This is a genomic window from Halomonas sp. PBN3 (genome assembly GCF_000475415.1).
In the GTDB taxonomy this organism is placed as follows: domain Bacteria; phylum Pseudomonadota; class Gammaproteobacteria; order Pseudomonadales; family Halomonadaceae; genus Halomonas; species Halomonas shengliensis.
The window spans coordinates 1-18,143 of the sequence record NZ_AXCA01000065.1 but is presented as its reverse complement, the minus strand read 5'-3'; the positions used below and the strand labels follow the sequence as shown (position 1 = coordinate 18,143).

The following is an 18,143-nucleotide window of genomic DNA, read 5'->3' as shown; positions in this document are numbered from 1 at the left end:
CGATAAATCGGGCTCCCACAAGTCCAGCTCCCACAAACCCAGCTCCCACAACAACCGGGCTCACGCAGAGTCGGGCTTCCAATAAAGGCCGAGCCCCACAGGTAACGCTTATCTTCTACTCCCCCGCCCGATAGAGCTTCTGGATGCTGGAGAAGTCGAGCTGGCCATTGCCCTGGCTGCTGTGCAGGGCGAAGAGGTTGCGGGCCTGGGAGCCCATGGGCACGGTGGCCTTGGAGCCAAGCGCCAGTTCCCAGGCGAGGCCGAGGTCCTTGGCCATCAGGTCGGTGAGGAAGCCGCCCTGGTAGTCGCGGCCGGCGGCCGAGCCTTCCATCACCCCGGGCCAGGGGTTGTAGACGTTGAGCGCCCAGTTGCCGCCGCTGCTCTGCTTCATGATCTCGGAGAGCACCGCGGGGTCCATGCCGTTCTTCACGCCCAGCGCCAGGGCCTCGGCGGTGCCGCTCATCAGGATGCCGAGCAGCATGTTGTTGCAGATCTTGGCGACCTGGCCGCTGCCGCTGTCGCCGGCGTGGAAGATGTTCTTGCCCATCGCCTCGAGCACCGGCTTGGCCTGCTCGAAGCCGGCCACCTCGCCGCCGACGATAAAGGTCAGGGTGCCGGCCTTGGCGCCCCCCACGCCGCCGGAGACGGGGGCGTCGAGCCAGGTGAGGCCGCGCTCCTTCGCCGCGGCGGCGACGGTGCGCACGTCCTCCGGGGAGATGGTGGAGGCGTCGATGATCAGCGGTTTGGACTCCAGGGTATCCAGCAGCCCGGGAGCACCGTCGCGACCCAGGTAGAGGCCCTTGACGTGGATGCCGGCGGGCAGCATGGAGATGACCACCTCGGCACCCTTGGCGGCGGCCTCGGCGCTGTCGGCGCGCCTGGCGCCCTCCCCTTCCAGCACCTGCATGGCGCTCTCGACCAGATCGAAGACGGTGACGTCATGGCCGGCCTTGACCAGGTTGCTGGCCATGGGCGCGCCCATGTTGCCGAGGCCGATAAAGGCGATTTGCATGATTGGCTCCTTGTGATTGTTAAGCTGACTATAGGGTCAGACCCCTCAATTCCCTTAGGGGTCTGACCCCAAAGAGGGGTTAGCCCACCCGGTGGCCCCAGCCGAGGTCGCGCAGCGGGTGCGCCTCGGCGGACCAGGGCGACTGGAACATGGCATCAAGGAAGGCGTCGGGGACGCTGGCGACGTCGGGGTGGGTCCAGCGGGGACTCTTGTCCTTGTCGACCAGTAGGGCGCGGACGCCTTCGGTGAAGTCACCCAGGCGGCCGCACTGCACCGAGAGCACCAGCTCGTCGCGGAAGGCGTCGGCGAGGCTGGAGTGGGCGTGGCGCTCGAGCATGCGCCACACCAGGTGCGCGCTGATCGGGCAGCCGGCGGCGAGGCGCGCGCGGTTGGCGGCGAGCCAGGTGTCGTCGCTGTCGTCGGCGAGGATGCGCGCCACGGCGGTCTCGACGTCGACGCTGCCGACCAGCGCCTGGATGGTGTCCTGGTGGGGCCGCACCTGCCCCGCCGGGGCCTGGTCGCGGGCCTCGAAGCGGTCGAGCACCGCCTGCACGGCGGCGCGGCGCGCCGCGGGGCCGCGGTCACCGAAGTCGGCCTCGCCCAGCGCCGCAAGCAGGGCGTCGCGCCTCTCGCGGGGTACGAAGCGGTCGGCCAGGCCCAGGTCCAGGGCGTCGCGGGCGTTGAGCTGGGCACCGGTGAGGCCGAGGTAGGCTCCCACCCCGGGCGGCATGCGGTTGAGGAACCAGCTGGCGCCGATGTCCGGATAGAGCCCGATGGTGATCTCGGGCATGGCGATCAGGGTGGTCTCGGTGACGAGGCGGTGGGAGGCCCCAGCGGTCAGTCCCAGGCCGCCGCCCATGACGATGCCGTCGGCCCACACCATCACCGGCTTGGGATAGGTGTGGATGCGGTAGTCGAGGCGGTACTCCACGGTGAAGTAGGTGCCCGGCAGCTCGCTGTCGCGACCGGCACCGCGGTTCTCGCCCTCCTCGGTGAGGGCACGGTAGAGCGCCACCACGTCGCCGCCGGCACAGAACGCCTTCTCGCCGCTGCCCTCGAGCCACACGGCGACGATGTTGCGATCCACCGCCCAGGCGTCGAGCTTGGCCTCGAGCTGGCGGGCCATCTCCAGGGAAAGCGAGTTGAGCGAGCGCGGCGCGTTGAGGGTGGCGACGCCGATGCGGCCGCCACAGGCGGTGGGCCGCTCGTCGAAGATCACGGGAAGGTCCGACATCCTGGTCTCCATCTTGTATGGCGAGCTTATTGAAGCGCTTCGATCACGCCGTCGGCGAGCAGGCGGCGCGCCACGATCAGGCGCATGATCTCGTTGGTGCCCTCGAGGATCTGGTGCACCCGGGTGTCGCGCACCAGCCGCTCCAGGGGGTACTCGCGGATATAACCATAGCCGCCGTGCAACTGCAGGGCCTCGTTGCAAACGCTGAAGCCCATGTCGGTGGCGAAACGCTTGGCCATGGCGCAGTGGGCGGGGGCCTCGGGGTCACCCTGGTCCAGGCGCCAGGCGGCCTGGCGCACCATCAGCCGGGCGGCGGTGAGCTCGGTGGCCATGTCGGCGAGCTTGAACTGCAGCGCCTGGAACTGGTTGAGCTCGCGGCCGAACTGCTTGCGCTCGGCGAGGTAGTCGCGGGAGAGGGTCAGCGCCTGCTGGGCGGCACCCAGCGAGCAGCTGGCGATGTTGAGGCGGCCACCGTCGAGGCCCTTCATGGCGAACTTGAAGCCCTCGCCCTCCTCGCCCAGGCGATTGGTGACCGGCACGCGCACCCCGTCGAAGCTGACCAGGCGGGTGGGCTGGCTCTTCCAGCCCATCTTCTCCTCGTTCTTGCCGTACTCGATGCCCGCGGCATCGGCGGGCACCACGATGGCGGAGACGCCGCCAGCGCCACTGTCCGGGGCACCGGTGCGCGCCATCACCACCAGCACCTCGGTGCTGCCGGCGCCGGAGATAAACATCTTCGAGCCCGATATCACATAGTCATCGCCGTCACGCACGGCCTTGGTGCGCAGGCTGGCGGCGTCGGAGCCGGCGCCGGGCTCGGTGAGGCAGTAGGAGCCCAGCGCTTCACCCGCTACCATGGCCGGGACCCAGCGCTCGCGCAGGGCGTCGTTACCCCAGCTGGCGATCATCCAGCTGACCATGTTGTGGATGGTGAGGTAGGCGGTGGTGGCCACGCAGCCCTGGGCGAGCTGCTCGAAGATCAGCGAGGCGTCGAGGCGCGAGAGCCCGAGGCCGCCGTACTCCTCGGGGGTGTAGATGCCCAGGAAGCCGGCCTCCCCGGCGCGGCGGATCACGTCCACGGGGAAGTGGGAGGTGGCGTCCCACTCGGCGGCGTGCTCGGCCAGCTCGGCCCTGGCGAAGTCGGCGGCGGCCTGCGCCAGCGCCTTCTGGTCGTCGGTCAAGGAGAAGTCCATGGCAGTCCTCGTCTCGTCGTGGTGACGCTTGTTGTCGTGGCGATGCTGGAAGAAGCAATGTGCATCGGGAATGGGTGTCGGCGCCAAACCTAGCACTTGCTTGGTTTTTACCCTATCACCCCATGGTCGAACAAGCACTTTACGTTAACGTAAACCTCGGCTAGTGTTGCCTCAAGGCGGGCGAGCCTCGCGCCGCCTGCCCATAAAAAAGGAAGACGCCCATGACTCAGACCACTTCCTCTCCGGCCAGCGCTCCGCACAGCGAGGCCCACCGGGACGGTCCCCTGCCCCGCCAGCGCCGTACCTACACCATCGGCGAGCTGGCCAAGATGTTCGAGGTGACCAACCGCACCATCCGCTTCTACGAGCAGGAGGGCCTGCTGGCCCCGGAGCGGCGCGGCCAGACCCGCATCTATAGCGAGAAGGATCGGGTGCGGTTGAAGCTGACCCTGCGCGGCAAGCGCCTCGGCTTCTCGCTGGCCGAGATCCGCGAGGTGGTGATGATGTATGACGCCATGCCCGACGGTAACCGGCGTCAGCTCAAGCGTCTTCTCGAGATCCTGGCCAACAAGCGCGCCGACCTCGAGCAGCAGCTGGAGGATATCCGGCTGATGCAGCTCGACATCGATGACGTCGAACGGCGCGCCCGCGACGTCCTGGCGAGCCTCGGCGACGAGGCCAACGACTAGCCGCCGGCCCGGATCGTGATCGTGTAGTCCCTGGACCCACAAACTGGACCTACAAACGTCGGACCAACAACTTCCAGCCACCATCGCGAGACGCACACATGACACGCCAACACACTCCCGCAAGCTACGTCAGCGGCATCAGCGACACCCCCCTCAAGGGGCAGACCATCGGCGACTGCTTCGATGACACCGTGGCCCGCTTCCCGGACGGCGAGGCCCTGATCAGCCGCCATCAGGGGCTGCGCTACACCTGGAAGGAGCTGCAGGCGGCGGTGGACGAGGCCGCCCGCGCCCTGCTCGCCCTGGGCGTGAAGCAGGGCGAACGGGTCGGCATCTGGTCGCCCAACTGCGCCGAATGGACCATCACCCAGTTCGCCACGGCGAAGATCGGCGCCATCCTGGTCAACATCAACCCCAGCTACCGCACCCACGAGCTGGAGTACGCGCTGAAGCAGTCCGGCACCTCGACGCTGATCCTGCAGGGCAAGTTCAAGAGCTCCGACTATGTGGCGACCCTGGCCGAGCTGGCCCCGGAGCTGCGCGACGGCGGCCCCGGCACCTTCAAGAGCGCCAAGCTCCCCGACCTCAAGCGGGTGATTTGCCTGGACGCCGACCGCGCCCTGACCGGCATGTTCACCTGGCAGTCGATGCTAGCCCATGCCGACGAGGTCTCCACGGAGCACCTGGCCGAGGTGCAGGCGACCCTGCAGTTCGACGACCCCATCAACATCCAGTACACCTCCGGCACCACCGGGGCGCCCAAGGGGGCCACCCTCTCCCACCACAACATCCTCAACAACGGCTTCTTCGTGGCACGCACCATGGCGCTCACCGAGAAGGACCGCATGGTGATCCCGGTGCCGCTCTACCACTGCTTTGGCATGGTGATGGGCAACCTGGGCTGCGTGACCCACGGCGCCACCATGATCTACCCGGGCGACGGCTTCGACCCCGAACAGACCCTGACCGCGGTCTCCGAGGAGAAGGCCACCACCCTCTACGGCGTGCCCACCATGTTCATCGCCGAACTGGAACACCCCGAGTTCGAGCGCTTCGATCTCTCCCACCTGCGCACCGGCATCATGGCGGGCTCCATCTGCCCCATCGAGGTGATGCGCAAGGTGATCGATCGCATGAATATGCAGGACGTCACCATCTGCTACGGCATGACCGAGACCAGCCCGGTGAGCTTCCAGACCCAGACCGACGCCCCGCTGGAGAAGCGCGTCACTACCGTCGGCACCATCCACCCCCACCTGGAGGTGAAGCTGGTGAGCCCCGAGACCGGCGCCGTGGTGCCCCGCGGCGAGACCGGCGAGCTGTGTACCCGTGGCTACAGCGTGATGCTCGGCTACTGGAACAACCAGGAGGCCACCGACAAGGCGATCGACGCGGCGGGCTGGATGCATACCGGCGACCTCGCCACTATGGATGACGAGGGCTACGTGGCGATCGTCGGGCGCATCAAGGACATGATCATCCGCGGCGGCGAGAACATCTATCCCCGCGAGATCGAGGACTTCCTCTACACCCACCCGGCGATCTCCGACGTCCAGGTGATCGGCGTGCCCGACGAGAAGTACGGCGAGGAGGTGATGGCCTGGGTCAAGCTCACCGACGGCGAGTCGCTGGACGAGGAGCAACTCAAGGCCTTCTGCAAGGGCAAGATCGCCCACTACAAGGTCCCGCGCTACGTGAAGTTCGTCGACGAGTTCCCGATGACCGTCACCGGCAAGATCCAGAAGTTCAAGATGCGCGAGGAGGCGACCCACGAGCTGGGGCTGGCGTAAGCTGGTAGGAACCTCTTTGTGGGGGCTGGATTTGTGGGAGCCCGATATTGTGGGAGCCCGATTGCTGTGGGAGCCCGATTTATCGGCGATGGAAGAGGCCACCACAACACAGCCAGGCGCCTGTCGGCGCCATCGCCCGGAATCCGGGCTCCCACAAGTGGCTCGATTCATGCTCGGCCCTATGGGAGCAGGATATTGTGGGAGCCCGATTTATCGGCGATGGAAGAGGCCACCACAACACAGCCAGGCGCCTGTCGGCGCCATCGCCCGGAATCCGGGCTCCCACAGCTGGCTCGACCATTCAAACCCAGAAAAACCCCACGAGCTTCTCGGCCCGTGGGGTTTTCTTATAGCTTAAGGCTTATAGCTTACAGCTCCGGGCGCAGCCCGGATCACATCCCCTTGGGTGCGAAGATTCCCGGGGCGTTGCGCCAGTAACCCTTGATATCCATGCCGAAGCCGAAGACATAGCGGTCGGCGACCTCCAGGCTGCAGTAGTCGGCCTTGAGGCCGGGTACCGCCTTGCGGTCGTGCTGCTTGTCCACCAGCACCGCAGTGGTGATGCTGGCCGCCCCCGCCTCACGGCAGTAGTCGAGGATGGCGGCGAGTGTCGCGCCCTCGTCAAGGATGTCGTCGACGATCACCACATGGCGTCCGGCCATGGGGATCTCCGGGGAGACACGCCAGAACAGCTCACCGCCGCGGGTCTTGCCGCGATAGCGGGTGGCGTGGAGGTAGTCCACCTCCAGGGGAAAGCCGAGCCGGGTCAGCAGGTGGCCGGTGGTGATCAGCCCGCCGTTCATCACGCAGTAGAAGACCGGCAGCTTGTCGCCCAGGTCGCGGGTGATCTCGTCAGCCATGCGGTCGAGGGCGCGCTCCACCTCCGCCTGGCTGATCAGGCAGTCGGCGCTCTCCATCAGCTCGCGCATGTGGTGGAGGGACTCGTGAGTCGCGGGATCGAGTTGGGACATCGTCGGTCGTCTCGTGGTTAAGTCGATATTGGGGTCAGACCCCTCAGGAAGCTTTGGGGTCTGCCCCCAGGGCCTCGAGGTGGGCGTGCATGCGCCGCCAGCGGGAGAGCGCGGGCAGGCTCTCCAGAGCCGGGCGCGCCCGGGAGTAGCGCAGCCTGGTGAGGCGCGGTGCCGGCGGGTGCTCGCGACAGGACTCCAGCACCTCCAGGGCGGCGGCACGGTCGTTGCACACCAGCAGCATGTCGCAACCGGCGGCGAGGGCGGCGCGGGCGCGCTCGGCCGGGGAGCCGGCGGAGGCGGCCCCGGCCATGCTCAGGTCGTCGGAGAAGATCACGCCCCGAAAGCCGAGGCTCTGGCGCAGCATGCCGAGCCAGGCGGGGGAGAAGCCGGCCGGGCGTGGATCGAAGGCCGAGTACACCACATGGGCGGGCATCACGGCATCGAGCTGGCCGGCCAGGCGCTCGAAGGGCACCAGGTCGTGGGCGCGCAGCGCCTCCAGCGAGCGTTCGTCCCTGGGCAACTCGTGGTGGGAGTCCGCCGCCACGCTGCCGTGGCCGGGGAAGTGCTTGCCTACCGCCACCATGCCGGCCTCGTGCAGGCCATCGATGAAGGCGCCGGCCAGGGCGGCGACGGTCTCGGGGAAGCACGAGAAGCTGCGGTCGCCGATCACCGTGGAGGTGCCGCCGTCGACGTCGAGCACCGGAGCGAAGGTCAGGTCGAGGCCGCAGGCGGCCATCTCCATGCCCAGCAGCCAGCCGCTGTCCTGGCACAGCCGGCGGGTGACCTCGGGATGGCTGGCGGCATCGCGACCCAGGCGGCGCATAGAGGGCAGTCGCGTCACTCCCTCGCGGAGGCGCTGCACGCGCCCGCCCTCCTGGTCGATGCCGATGAGAAGCTCCGGGCGTACCGCGCGGATGGCGGCGCACAGCTCTCGCACCTGGGCGGCGGCCTCGACGTTGCGGGCGAACAGGATCACCCCGCCCACCTCGGGGCGGCGCAGCAGCGTGCGCTCCTCTTCCGTCAGGCGGGTGCCCGCGAGGTCGAGCATCACCGGCCCCGGCGACGGGGCGGTCGACGCACGGGGGGGGCGAGTGCTGGCGTCGGCCATGGTCACGCCTCCCGCACGCCGGCGGGCGCCGGCGCGGGCAGCGGCGCCTGCATGGCGGCCACCACCACCGGGCGCAGGCGGCGCACCAGGTCGCGCACCGTGACGTGCTCGTCGTAGTCCTTCTCGGCGATGTCACGCAGGGCATCGAGCCCCGAGAGGGTGAAGATCACCGTGCCCAGCACGAAGTGCAGCCGCCAGAAGCGCTCGGCGTCGGGCAGCTCCGGCGTGGCCTGGCGGATCAGCTCGGTGAAGCGGGTGAAGACGCTGCCGTACTCCTCCTGGATGTAGCGGCGCAGGTGGCCCTGGGCCTGGCTGTAGGCGAGCCCCAGCAGGCGCATGAAGACCTTGAGGCTGTCGCGCTCCGCCGGCACCTCCAGCACGGTGCGCGCCATGGTCTCCAGCAGCTCCTCCAGGGGAATGGCCTGGCCCCGATAGCGGCGCTCGAGCTCATCCAGGGCGCCATGGAAACGCTCGGTGAAGGGGTCGAGGTAGCGCGCGAAGACCGCCTGGATCAACGACTTCTTGGAGCCGAAGTGGTAGTTCACCGCCGCCAGGTTGACCTTGGCCTTGCTGGTGATGGTGCGCAGCGAGGTCTCGGCGAAGCCGCGCTCGGCGAACAGTACCTCGGCGGTGTCGAGGATCCGGGTGACGGTATCGTTCTGTGCCATGAATGGAGCGCCTGGTTATAAACAATTGTTTCAAACGTGGCGCAATTCTACGTCAGACGCACCTTTTGGCTCAACGCTGGGCCCAAGCAGTGTTTGAAACAGAGAGAAACTTCCCTGTAGGAGGGCGGCTCCGCCGCGCGACTGGCGCCGTCAGGCGCCCCGGCGGTGTTGCCGAATTCTCGGGCCCTATACCGGGAGTCCTTCGGCCTCCAGTCGCGATGCAGAGCATCCCTTCTACTGGAGGCCACCGGGGGCCTTCCCCAATACCGTTCCTGAACGCCGATTACTGTACGGAACGACATGCTGTACACTTGATCACTACGGTACTGCCATCCGCACTGGAGGATCCATGGCTCGCCCCCTGACACAGCGCCAGCAGAACGTCTACGACTTCATCGTCAAGACCATGCAGGAGCTCGGCTACCCGCCGACACGCGCCGAAATCGCCCGTGCCCTGGGCTTCCGCTCGCCCAATGCCGCCGAGGAGCATCTGCGTGCCCTGGAGCGCAAGGGTGCCATCCGCATGATCGCCGGCACCTCGCGGGGCATCCGCCTGCCTGCCCAGGAAGCCGAGACCGATACCGGCAGCGAGGAGCCTTCCTCCCAGGGCCTGCCGATCATCGGCGAGGTCGCTGCCGGCAGCCCGATCCTGGCCGCCGAGCATATCGATCGCTACTGCCCGCTGCCGCCGGAATATTTCACGCCCCGGGCCGATTATCTGCTGCGCGTTCGCGGCCTCTCGATGAAGGACGTGGGCATCCTCGAGGGTGACCTGCTCGCCGTGCACCGCACCGATCGGGTGCGCAACGGCCAGATCGTGGTGGCGCGCCTGGAGGAAGAGGTGACGGTGAAGCGCTTCGAGCGCCACGGCCACCGCGTCACCCTGCGCGCAGAGAACCCCGACTTCGGGTCCATCGAGGTGGACCTGCGCCACGACCCGCTGGAGATCGAAGGCGTGGGCGTGGGTGTGATCCGTGGAGGCAATGGCCAGGCCCTCTCCTGAGCGCAAGATCCTCCACGCCGACTGCGACTGCTTCTACGCGGCGGTGGAGATGCGCGACAACCCCGCGCTGCGCGACATCCCCCTGGCGATCGGCGGCAGCGTCGATCGCCGCGGGGTGATCGCCACCTGCAACTACACGGCGCGGGCCTACGGCATCCATTCGGCGATGCCCACCGCCCGTGCCCTGCGCCTCTGCCCCCACCTCACCCTGCTGCGCGGCGACTTCGACAAGTACCGCGAGGTCTCCCGCCAGATCCAGGCGATCTTCCACGAGCTCACCCCCCTGGTGGAGCCGCTCTCCCTGGACGAGGCCTTCCTCGATGTCAGCGGGGTCGAGCGCTTCTCGGGCAGCGCCACCTGGATGGCGCGCTGGATCAAGGAGGAGAGCCTGAGGCGCACCGGCATCACCGTCTCGGTGGGGGCCGCCCCCGCGAAGTTCCTGGCCAAGATCGCCAGCGACTGGGAGAAGCCCGACGGCCTGACGGTGATCCCTCCCTCCGAGGTGGACGCCTTCGTCAGCGCCCTGCCGGTCAAGAAGCTGCACGGCGTGGGCCCGGCCACCGGCGCCAGGCTCGATGCGCTGGGCATCGGTACCTGCGCCGAGCTACGCGAGCTGCCCCTGGAGCGGCTGGTCGAGGAGTTCGGCAAGTTCGGCCGACGCCTCTACGAGCTGGCCCGGGGGATCGACGACCGGCCGGTGAGGGTCGAGCGCGAGCGCAAGTCGATCAGCGTGGAGACCACCTTCGCCCGCGACCTGCCAGACCTCGCCCACTGCCGGGAGGCGCTGGTACCGCTGTGCGAGAAGCTGGAGGAGCGCCTGGCCCGCCACGGCCACCCACCGCTGGCCGGCATCGTGGTCAAGGTGCGCTTCGACGACTTCAGCCTCACCACCCTGGAGAGCCGGGGCCTTTCACCGACGCCCGAGCACTACGCCCGGCTGCTGGAGCAGGCCTGGGAGCGCGGCCGACGCCCGGTGCGGCTGCTGGGTGTCGGCACCCGGCTGGTGGAGGCCGATGCGAGGCGCCAGCTCAACCTGCCGTTGTGAGCCTGCAGGGATTGCCTGATGGCGCCATTCGCGCGACATAACCGCCCTCCCTCAAGGCGCCCCTCCCACCTTCCACGCCAAACACTATGTAGCCCAACCCACACGGCGCAGACCAAAGTGCAAGGCCCGCCACCATGGGCCTCGCTTAACATTGTCGACAGTCTCGCGTAGAATCGCGGCCACCTGACACGGGAGTTCACACCCCCTGTTCCACGCGCCAGAGGCTTGTTCCGGCGACGTTCCTGCCGGGTCGCGACACTCTGGCCCCACACGCAATGAGGGCCCTAACGTGCTTGAAGCCTATCGCCAACATGTCGAGGAGCGCGCCGCGGAAGGCGTGCCGCCGAAGCCGCTGAACGCCGAGCAGGTCGCCGAGCTGGTCGAGCTGCTGAAGAATCCGCCGGCCGGCGAGGAGGAATTCATCCTCGACCTGCTGACCAACCGCGTGCCCCCGGGCGTCGACGAGGCCGCCTACGTCAAGGCCGGCTTCCTGATCGCCAAGGGCGAGGCCGAGTCGCCGCTGATCGACAGGATCCACGCGGTCAAGCTGCTGGGCACCATGCAGGGCGGCTACAACATCGCCACCTTGGTCGAGCTGCTGGACGATGCCGAGCTCGCCAAGGAGGCCGGCGAACAGCTCAAGCACACCCTGCTGATGTTCGACGCCTTCCACGACGTGGAAGAGCGCGCCAAGGCCGGCAACGCGGTGGCCAAGGAGGTCATGCAGTCCTGGGCCGACGCCGAGTGGTTCCTCGCAAAGCCCAAGCTGGAAGAGAAGATCACCCTCACCGTCTTCAAGGTGCCGGGCGAGACCAACACCGACGACCTCTCCCCCGCGCCGGACGCCTGGTCGCGCCCCGACATTCCGCTGCATGCCAACGCCATGCTCAAGAACGAGCGCGAAGGCATCGTGCCTGAAGTGCCCGGCACCACCGGCCCGCTCAAGCAGATCGAGGAAGTGAAGGCCAAGGGCTTCCCGGTCGCCTACGTGGGCGACGTGGTCGGCACCGGCTCCTCGCGCAAGTCCGCCACCAACTCCGTGCTGTGGTTCTTCGGCGACGACATCCCCTACGTGCCCAACAAGCGCGCCGGCGGTTTCTGCTTCGGCGGCAAGATCGCCCCGATCTTCTTCAACACCATGGAAGACGCCGGTGCCCTGCCCATCGAGATGGATGTCTCCAAGCTCGAGATGGGCGACGTGATCGACGTCTACCCCTATGAAGGCAAGGTGTGCAAGCACGGCACCGATGAGGTGCTGACTACCTTCGAACTCAAGACCCAGGTGATCCTCGACGAGGTGCGCGCCGGTGGCCGCATCCCGCTGATCATCGGTCGTGGCCTGACCGGCAAGGCACGCGAGTCGCTGGGCCTGGCGCCTTCCGACGTGTTCCGCCTACCCGAGCAGCCCAAGGACACCGGCAAGGGCTACACTCTGGCCCAGAAGATGGTCGGCAAGGCCTGCGGCATGGCGGGCGTGCGCCCGGGCATGTACTGCGAGCCGAAGATGACCACCGTGGGCTCCCAGGACACCACCGGCCCGATGACCCGCGACGAGCTCAAGGACCTCGCCTGTCTCGGCTTCCAGGCCGACCTGGTGATGCAGTCCTTCTGCCACACCGCCGCCTACCCCAAGCCGGTGGACGTCAACACCCACCACACCCTGCCCGACTTCATCATGAACCGCGGCGGTGTCTCGCTGCGTCCGGGCGACGGCATCATCCACAGCTGGCTGAACCGCATGCTGCTGCCCGACACCGTGGGCACCGGCGGCGACTCCCACACCCGCTTCCCGCTGGGCATCTCCTTCCCGGCAGGCTCGGGCCTGGTGGCCTTCGCCGCCGCCACCGGCGTGATGCCGCTGGACATGCCGGAGTCCGTGCTGGTGCGTTTCAAGGGCAAGCGTCAGCCCGGCGTCACCCTGCGTGACCTGGTCCACGCCATCCCCTACTACGCCATCCAGCAGGGCCTGCTGACCGTCGAGAAGTCCGGCAAGAAGAACGCCTTCTCCGGTCGCGTGCTGGAGATCGAGGGCCTCGAGGACCTCACCGTCGAGCAGGCCTTCGAGCTCTCCGACGCCTCCGCCGAGCGCTCCGCCGCGGGCTGTACCATCACCCTCTCCGAGGAGAGCGTGAGCGAGTACCTGAAGTCCAACATCACCCTGCTCAAGTGGATGATCGCCAACGGCTACGGCGACCGCCGTACCATCGAGCGCCGCATCCAGGGCATGGAGGAGTGGCTGGAGAACCCGAGCCTGATGCGCGCCGACAAGGACGCCGAGTATGCCGAGATCATCGAGATCGACCTCGAGGAGCTCAAGGAGCCGGTACTCTGCGCCCCGAACGACCCGGACGACGCCCGCCTGCTCTCCGAGGTGGCCGGCGAGAAGATCGACGAGGTCTTCATCGGCTCGTGCATGACCAACATCGGTCACTTCCGTGCCGCGGGCAAGCTGCTCGAGAAGCAGCCGGCCGGCAGCCTGAAGACCCGCCTGTGGCTGGCCCCGCCGACCAAGATGGACCAGCACCAGCTCACCGAGGAGGGCTACTACGGCATTTACGGTCGCGCTGGTGCGCGCATGGAGATGCCGGGCTGCTCGCTGTGCATGGGTAACCAGGCCCGCGTTGCCGCCAAGTCCACCGTGGTTTCCACCTCCACCCGTAACTTCCCGAACCGCCTGGGCGACGGTGCCAACGTCTACCTCGCCTCCGCGGAACTGGCGGCCGTGGCCGCCGTGGAAGGCCGCCTGCCCACCGTCGACGAATACCGCCGTTACATGGGCGAGTTCGACGCCATGGCCGGCGAGATCTATCGTTACATGAACTTCCACGAGATCGAGGAGTATCAGAACGCCGCTTCCAACGTGATTCCGATCGCCCAGGAAGCCTGATACGCGGTATTCTGATACCCTCAGGTTCGACTCCGATGCTCGCAACATCGAAGGCCGCCCTTCGGGGCGGCCCGGGTCACCCCCGAGAGTCGATGAACGAAGCGCCCCGCCAGGGGCGCTTTTTTTATACCTGCTTGTGGGAGCCCGATATTGTGGGAGCCCGATTTATCGGCGATGGAAGTGGCCACCACAACACAGCCAGGCGCCTGTCGGCGCCATCGCCCAGGATCTGGGCTCCCACAAGACGGCACGGAAACCGTCAATGCCACCACGACAGCCTCGATCAGTAGCGGTAGGATGGGTATTCATCCTCTCTTGCTAAAGGAGCCCACCATGAACCAGGACACCTTCCAGCACAGCATCCGCAAGCTGCTCAAGAATGTCGGCGTGACGACCCAGCAGGAGATCGAGAAGGCCGTTGCCGAGGGGCTCGAGGCGGGCCATCTCAACGGTGACGAGCGCCTTCCGGCGCGGGTCACCGTGGAGGTGGATGGCCTCAGCCTGGCGCTGACCTTCGACGGGGACATCACCCTTGAGTGAGGCGCGCGATGCCACGGTCATCCGCGTCAAGTCGCTGGGCAAGACCTTTGCCGGCGGCTTCGAGGCACTGCGTGATATAGACCTCGAGATTCGCCGTGGCGAGATCTTCGCCCTGCTGGGGCCCAACGGTGCCGGCAAGACCACCCTGATCAGCGTGATCTGCGGGCTGGTCAACCCAAGCCGCGGCCGGGTGCTGGTCGATGGCTACGACAACGTGCGCCAGTTTCGCCAGGCCCGGGCACGCATCGGCCTGGTCCCCCAGGAGCTGACCAACGACGCCTTCATCAAGGTGTGGGACACGGTGAGCTTCAGCCGCGGACTGTTCGGCAAGCCCAGGGACCCGGCGCATATCGAGAAGGTGCTGCGCTCGCTGTCGCTGTGGGAAAAGCGCCATAACCGAATGATCACCCTCTCCGGGGGCATGAAGCGCCGGGTGCTGATCGCCAAGGCGCTGGCCCACGAGCCGGAGATCCTGTTCCTCGACGAGCCCACCGCCGGGGTCGACGTGGCCCTGCGCCGCGACATGTGGGAAGTGGTGCGCCAGCTGCGCAACAGCGGTGTCACCATCATCCTCACCACGCACTATATCGAGGAGGCTGAGGAGATGGCCGACCGCATCGGGGTGATCCGCTCCGGTGAACTGGTGCTGGTGGAGGACAAGCAGGCGCTGATGCAGAAGCTGGGTCGCAAGGAGCTGACGATCCACCTGCGCGACCCGCTGGTGGAGGTGCCGCAACGCCTCTCGGGCCATGGCTTGACGCTGACCGAGGAGGGCCACGCCCTGGTCTACACCTATGACGCCGAGGCGGGCGAGGACGACGGTACCGGCATCGCCGAGCTGCTCGCCGACCTGGAGGGGGCCGGCATCGCGGTCAAGGACCTCCACACTCGCCAGAGCTCCCTGGAGGAGATCTTCGTGAACCTGGTGAAGGAGACAGCGTGAACCTCGAATCCGTGAAGACCCTCTACCTGGCCGAGATGGCGCGCAGCCTGCGTACCGTGCTGCAGAGCATCGTCTCGCCGGTGCTCTCGACCTCACTCTACTTCGTGGTGTTCGGCGCCGCCATCGGCTCGCGGATCAGCGAGGTGGACGGGGTGAGCTACGGCGCCTTCATCGTGCCCGGGCTGATCATGCTGATGCTGCTCACCCAGAGCGTCTCCAACGCCTCCTTCGGGATCTTCTTTCCGCGCTTCTCGGGGACCATCTACGAGGTGCTCTCGGCACCCATGTCCTACTGGGAGGTGGTGGTCGGCTATGTGGGGGCGGCGGCCAGCAAGTCGCTGATCCTGGGGCTTGTCGTGCTGGCCACCGCACGGCTGTTCGTGCCCTACTCCATCGAGCATCCGCTGATGATGGTACTGTTCCTGGTGCTGACGGCGGTGACCTTCAGCCTGCTGGGTTTCATCATCGGCATCTGGGCCGACGGCTTCGAGAAGCTGCAGCTGGTGCCACTGCTGGTGATCACCCCGCTCACCTTCCTCGGCGGCACCTTTTACTCCATCGATATGCTGCCGCCCTTCTGGCAGGCGGTGACCCTGGCCAACCCGGTGGTCTATCTGGTCAGCGGCTTCCGCTGGAGCTTCTACGGCATCAGCGACGTCAGCCCGCTGGTCAGTCTGGCCATGATCCTGCTGTTCCTGGGGGCGGCCATCGCCCTGGTGGCCTGGATCTTCCGCACTGGGTACCGGCTCAAGCCCTGAGACAAGCCAGCCGCCGCCCTGGCCAGGCGGCGGTTACTACTCCGGCCTCGGCCAGGGTTCACGGTCCTGGGTTTCCCAGACCCGGGGGGGCTCTCCTGCCCCCGTGTCCACCGCCATCAACCGCTGCCACAGCGCCTTGATGTCGTCGTCCATCAGCTGATCAAGATAGATCACCAGGTCAACACCGTCGTCCTGCCCCAGCCCACGCTCCACCAGCACCTCCATGAAGGACGCGCCGGGCGGCACGCTTTCGGGCCACTCCGGGGGGTGCCAGCGACCCGGACCGCTATCGTCGCGTTGCACGACCCCAAGGCGCTCCAGTCCCATTTCCAGCAATGCGACTTCCAGGGGTAGTGAGCTCGATGCTGGTTCAAGTGGCGAGGGTGCCGGCCAGTCACGGGCCTGTTCATTCAGCGAGTCCTCGGTCGAGCACGGTGCGTTGAGGCAGAAAGCACCTTCGAGGGGAATCTCGCGACGCGCCGCATGGGTGATATCGGCTACCTGCCCCATGACCGGGCGGGTGACGAGTCGCCAGACGATATGCTTCCCGTCACCGAAGGCCTCGGCGGGTGCCACACGCGACTCACCGTGCTGGGCTATCAAGCCCTCACGGCGTGCCGGCCCGAGATTGAAACGGGCGACCTCCACCAACTCCACCGGAATCGGTGCCTGTCCTTGCGGGGCAACGCTCGCCCTGGCGTAACGCAGGCGGTAGCGGGTATGGGGAAGCCTCGACTCTTTTACCATCACTGCCAGCAGTGCCTTGCGCAGCGGACCGGTATCGGCATCTGGATGGAAAATGCTCGACCCATCACCGTCATCCAACCGCTGCCGGACCTCGGCCTGCAGCGCCTCGGCATCCTGGTGCTGCCACTGCGCTTCGGGCAGGAAGGCTCGAGCCACTGCCTCGATCGACGCGGCCTCGCCAAGCCTCGGATCGGAAGACATGCCATTCATCTCGCCTGCGGCAAGCGAGCCGACGCTCAGCCCTGTCGCCGCTATCCCGACCCCTATCCAGCACCTGAATCCACGCATCGGGTTCTCCTTCTCTCGGACAGGTCCGCCCCTTGCCCACAAGCCAACACATTGCCGAAAGCTTAAGTCAGCCTGTCGATGCAGGCCCCGTTCAGATGAAGGGGGCCCGCCGGCCCCTCAGTTGCCTATGCTGATCGTTGCACCCTGCTTCCCGACGCATAGACATTCGGAGGTACTGGATGGCCCGCCTCAATCAGCCGCGCTCCCTGTTGCCCGCCACACTGCTGCCCGCCGCACTGCTGCTCGTTTCGGCGCCTGCCATGGCCGAGCGTGTCGGCGTGCTGGTACTCGACGCCTCGGGCTCCATGTGGAACCGCATGGACGGTGACATCACGCGCATCGAGGTCGCCCGTGATGTGATCGACGAGTATCTGCATGACCGCGACCCGCAGCTGCCGCTGAGCGTGCTGGCCTATGGTCACAACCGCCGCGGCGACTGTGGGGATATCGAGGTGATCGCCTCCATGGCTCTCCAGGATGCCGATACTCTGGCCGCGCAGGTTCGTGCACTGAATCCTCAGGGCATGACGCCCATTGCCGAGAGCCTGCTTCTCGCCGCCGAGCAGATCCCGCGTACCGCCGAGGCGGCCGATATCATCCTGGTGACCGATGGCCTGGAGACCTGCGAGGGCAATCCCTGTGCCGTGGCGGCACGGCTGGCGGAACAGGGGTTGGCCATTCGCGCCCACGTGGTCGGCTTCGGGCTCAGCGACGACGAGATCCAGCAGCTCTCCTGCGTGACCGAGCAGACCGGAGGAGAGCTCTTCCAAACCCACTCCGGCGCCGAGCTGGCCGGCGCGCTCTCTCGAGTGGAGGAGGTGGCCGCCGATCCAGAACCAGAACCCGAGCCCGAGCCGGAACCTCAGCCTGCGGAGGCCACGCTGAATGTGCCGGCCGAGATCCCCGCCGGCAGCGAGTTCGAGGTGAGCTGGGAAGGACCTGACGATACCCGCGACTACATCACCATTGTCCCTGCCGGGGCGCCGGAGGACGCCTACGAGAGCTACCAGCGCACCGGCCGCGGATCGCCACTGTCACTCACCGCCCCGGACGCCCTGGGCGAGCACGAGGTGCGCTACATCCATAATGACACCAAGCGGGTGCTGGCCAGCCAGACGGTGACCCTGACCCCGATCAGCGCCGCGCTGCAGGCGCCGGAGGAGATCCCCGCCGGCAGCGAGTTCGAGGTGGACTGGGAGGGCCCCGACAATCCCCGGGACTACATCACTATCGTCCCCGCCGATGCGCCGGAGGATGCCTACGAGAG

Annotated in this window: 16 protein-coding genes; 9 read left to right on the top strand and 7 right to left on the bottom strand. The window is 67.1% G+C overall.

All coding sequences use genetic code 11. From position 1 onward, the window contains the following. Positions 1–115: 115 nt before the first annotated feature. The 3 genes from mmsB to Q673_RS22895 form a co-directional block, all read right to left on the bottom strand. Positions 116–1,012 carry a 3-hydroxyisobutyrate dehydrogenase gene (mmsB, locus tag Q673_RS22905; RefSeq protein WP_023004984.1) on the bottom strand — a complete coding sequence of 299 codons (897 nt, stop codon included), beginning with the start codon at positions 1,010–1,012 and terminating at the stop codon, positions 116–118. A 79-nt stretch (positions 1,013–1,091) separates the two neighbouring features. Next, positions 1,092–2,246, bottom strand: a complete 1,155-nt coding sequence (locus Q673_RS22900; RefSeq protein WP_023004983.1) for an enoyl-CoA hydratase/isomerase family protein — start codon at positions 2,244–2,246, stop codon at positions 1,092–1,094. 26 nt (positions 2,247–2,272) lie between these two features. After that, positions 2,273–3,439: an acyl-CoA dehydrogenase family protein gene (locus Q673_RS22895; protein ID WP_023004982.1), complete on the bottom strand. Its 1,167-nt coding sequence runs from the start codon at positions 3,437–3,439 to the stop codon at positions 2,273–2,275. A gap of 221 nt (positions 3,440–3,660) precedes the next feature. Here Q673_RS22895 and Q673_RS22890 point away from each other — a divergent pair, with 221 nt between their 5' ends. Both Q673_RS22890 and Q673_RS22885 read left to right on the top strand, forming a co-directional pair. Continuing rightward, complete coding sequence (locus Q673_RS22890; protein WP_023004981.1) at positions 3,661–4,128, top strand: MerR family transcriptional regulator; 468 nt, start codon at positions 3,661–3,663, stop codon at positions 4,126–4,128. 98 nt (positions 4,129–4,226) lie between these two features. Continuing rightward, positions 4,227–5,918, top strand: a complete 1,692-nt coding sequence (locus Q673_RS22885; protein WP_023004980.1) for an AMP-binding protein — start codon at positions 4,227–4,229, stop codon at positions 5,916–5,918. A gap of 392 nt (positions 5,919–6,310) precedes the next feature. On the opposite strand, the gene Q673_RS22880 is transcribed toward Q673_RS22885, so the two are convergent. From Q673_RS22880 to Q673_RS22870, 3 genes are read right to left on the bottom strand one after another with little or no spacing between them, the layout of a single operon-like run. Further along, complete coding sequence (locus Q673_RS22880) at positions 6,311–6,889, bottom strand: hypoxanthine-guanine phosphoribosyltransferase (protein WP_031217648.1); 579 nt, start codon at positions 6,887–6,889, stop codon at positions 6,311–6,313. Positions 6,890–6,932: 43 nt separating this feature from the next. After that, the gene (gene nagZ, locus Q673_RS22875) at positions 6,933–7,997 is read right to left on the bottom strand and encodes a beta-N-acetylhexosaminidase (RefSeq protein ID WP_023004978.1); all 1,065 of its coding nucleotides are present in this window, start codon (positions 7,995–7,997) and stop codon (positions 6,933–6,935) included. Between the two features lie 2 nt (positions 7,998–7,999). Then, positions 8,000–8,665, bottom strand: a complete 666-nt coding sequence (locus tag Q673_RS22870) for a TetR/AcrR family transcriptional regulator (protein ID WP_023004977.1) — start codon at positions 8,663–8,665, stop codon at positions 8,000–8,002. A 349-nt stretch (positions 8,666–9,014) separates the two neighbouring features. Here Q673_RS22870 and lexA point away from each other — a divergent pair, with 349 nt between their 5' ends. The 6 genes from lexA (at position 9,015) to Q673_RS22845 (ending at position 15,841) form a co-directional block, all read left to right on the top strand. Continuing rightward, a complete protein-coding gene (gene lexA / locus Q673_RS0118060) occupies positions 9,015–9,668 on the top strand; it encodes a transcriptional repressor LexA (protein WP_031217645.1) in 654 nt (217 codons plus the stop codon). Then, positions 9,649–10,713 carry a DNA polymerase IV gene (gene dinB, locus Q673_RS22865; RefSeq protein ID WP_023004976.1) on the top strand — a complete coding sequence of 355 codons (1,065 nt, stop codon included), beginning with the start codon at positions 9,649–9,651 and terminating at the stop codon, positions 10,711–10,713. The genes lexA and dinB overlap by 20 nt, the downstream gene beginning before the upstream one ends. Before the next feature lie 289 nt (positions 10,714–11,002). Beyond that, the gene (gene acnB / locus Q673_RS22860) at positions 11,003–13,600 is read left to right on the top strand and encodes a bifunctional aconitate hydratase 2/2-methylisocitrate dehydratase (RefSeq protein WP_023004975.1); all 2,598 of its coding nucleotides are present in this window, start codon (positions 11,003–11,005) and stop codon (positions 13,598–13,600) included. Positions 13,601–13,933: 333 nt separating this feature from the next. Continuing rightward, positions 13,934–14,140, top strand: a complete 207-nt coding sequence (locus Q673_RS22855; RefSeq protein WP_023004974.1) for a DUF6494 family protein — start codon at positions 13,934–13,936, stop codon at positions 14,138–14,140. Next, positions 14,133–15,083 (top strand): ABC transporter ATP-binding protein, encoded by a 951-nt coding sequence (locus Q673_RS22850; protein ID WP_023004973.1) that lies wholly within the window; start codon positions 14,133–14,135, stop codon positions 15,081–15,083. The genes Q673_RS22855 and Q673_RS22850 overlap by 8 nt, the downstream gene beginning before the upstream one ends. Next, entirely contained in the window at positions 15,080–15,841 is a 762-nt protein-coding gene (locus Q673_RS22845) for an ABC transporter permease (RefSeq protein WP_023004972.1), read from the top strand. Before Q673_RS22850 ends, Q673_RS22845 begins: the two co-directional genes overlap by 4 nt. Before the next feature lie 36 nt (positions 15,842–15,877). On the opposite strand, the gene Q673_RS22840 is transcribed toward Q673_RS22845, so the two are convergent. After that, positions 15,878–16,876 (bottom strand): hypothetical protein, encoded by a 999-nt coding sequence (locus Q673_RS22840; RefSeq protein ID WP_023004971.1) that lies wholly within the window; start codon positions 16,874–16,876, stop codon positions 15,878–15,880. 179 nt (positions 16,877–17,055) lie between these two features. On the opposite strand from Q673_RS22840, the gene Q673_RS22835 reads away from it, so the two are divergent. After that, positions 17,056–18,143 (top strand): vWA domain-containing protein (locus tag Q673_RS22835; RefSeq protein WP_023004970.1); only part of this gene is annotated, 1,088 nt, incomplete at its 3' end.